Below are 866 nucleotides of genomic sequence, written 5' to 3'. Positions count from 1 at the left end.
CGGTTCACATATAGCCACACTTGTAGACCGAAAATCACGTTATACGATCATCCTCAGACTCAGGGGCAAAGATTCTGTCTCAGTAAATCAGGCTCTTACCGACAAATTCCTGAGTTTACCGTCAGAACTCAGAAAATCACTGACATGGGACAGAGGAATGGAACTGGCCAGACATCTAGAATTTACTGTCAGCACCGGCGTTAAAGTTTACTTCTGCGATCCTCAGAGTCCTTGGCAGCGGGGAACAAATGAGAACACAAATGGGCTAATTCGGCAGTACTTTCCTAAAAAGACATGTCTTGCCCAATATACTCAACATGAACTAGATCTGGTTGCTGCTCAGCTAAACAACAGACCGAGAAAGACACTGAAGTTCAAAACACCGAAAGAGATAATTGAAAGGGGTGTTGCATTGACAGATTGAATCTACAGTAGCCTTTTTTAATATTTCATTCTCCATTTCAATGCGTTGTAGCTTTTTCCTCAGCTCACGTATTTCGATTTGTTCTGGTGTTATCGGAGAGGCTTTTGGTGTTTTGCCCTGACGCTCATCACGCAGTTGTTTGACCCATCTTGTCATTGTGGAAAGGCCGATATCCATAGCTTTGGCGGCATCTGCCACCGTGTAGTTCTGGTCAACAACCAGTTGAGCGGATTCGCGTTTAAACTCTGCGCTGAAATTTCTTTTTTTCATTGGAGCACCTGTGTTGTTCTGAGGTGAGCATATCACCTCTGTTCAGGTGGCCAAATTCAGTGTGCCACTACACCGTAGATAACTGAAGTAACAGATCTGCTGCTGTTGTGAAGCGAACTTTGATACCTGCACGGACTGCTTCATAGCCCATCGCTATTGCCAGATGGGGTTT

At 44.7% G+C, this 866-nt stretch carries 1 protein-coding gene and 2 pseudogenes; 1 reads left to right on the top strand and 2 read right to left on the bottom strand.

Features of this window, described 5'->3' with window-relative positions; genetic code table 11:
- Nucleotides 1–424 (top strand): IS30 family transposase (locus EA14781_RS22000; RefSeq protein ID WP_042336325.1); only part of this gene is annotated, 424 nt, incomplete at its 5' end.
- Nucleotides 425–436: 12 nt separating this feature from the next.
- On the opposite strand, the pseudogene EA14781_RS21995 reads toward EA14781_RS22000, so the two are convergent.
- Together EA14781_RS21995 and EA14781_RS25110 are read right to left on the bottom strand one after the other, a co-directional pair.
- Nucleotides 437–694 (bottom strand): annotated as a pseudogene (locus EA14781_RS21995) (transposase); the annotation flags it as partial.
- Between the two features lie 73 nt (nucleotides 695–767).
- A pseudogene (locus EA14781_RS25110) lies at nucleotides 768–866 on the bottom strand (ATP-binding protein); the annotation flags it as partial.

The organism is Escherichia albertii NBRC 107761 = DSM 17582 (assembly GCF_000759775.1).
GTDB classification, from domain to species: domain Bacteria; phylum Pseudomonadota; class Gammaproteobacteria; order Enterobacterales; family Enterobacteriaceae; genus Escherichia; species Escherichia albertii.
The sequence above is the reverse complement of the archived record's forward strand: the minus strand, read 5'-3'. Positions and strand labels throughout refer to the sequence as shown.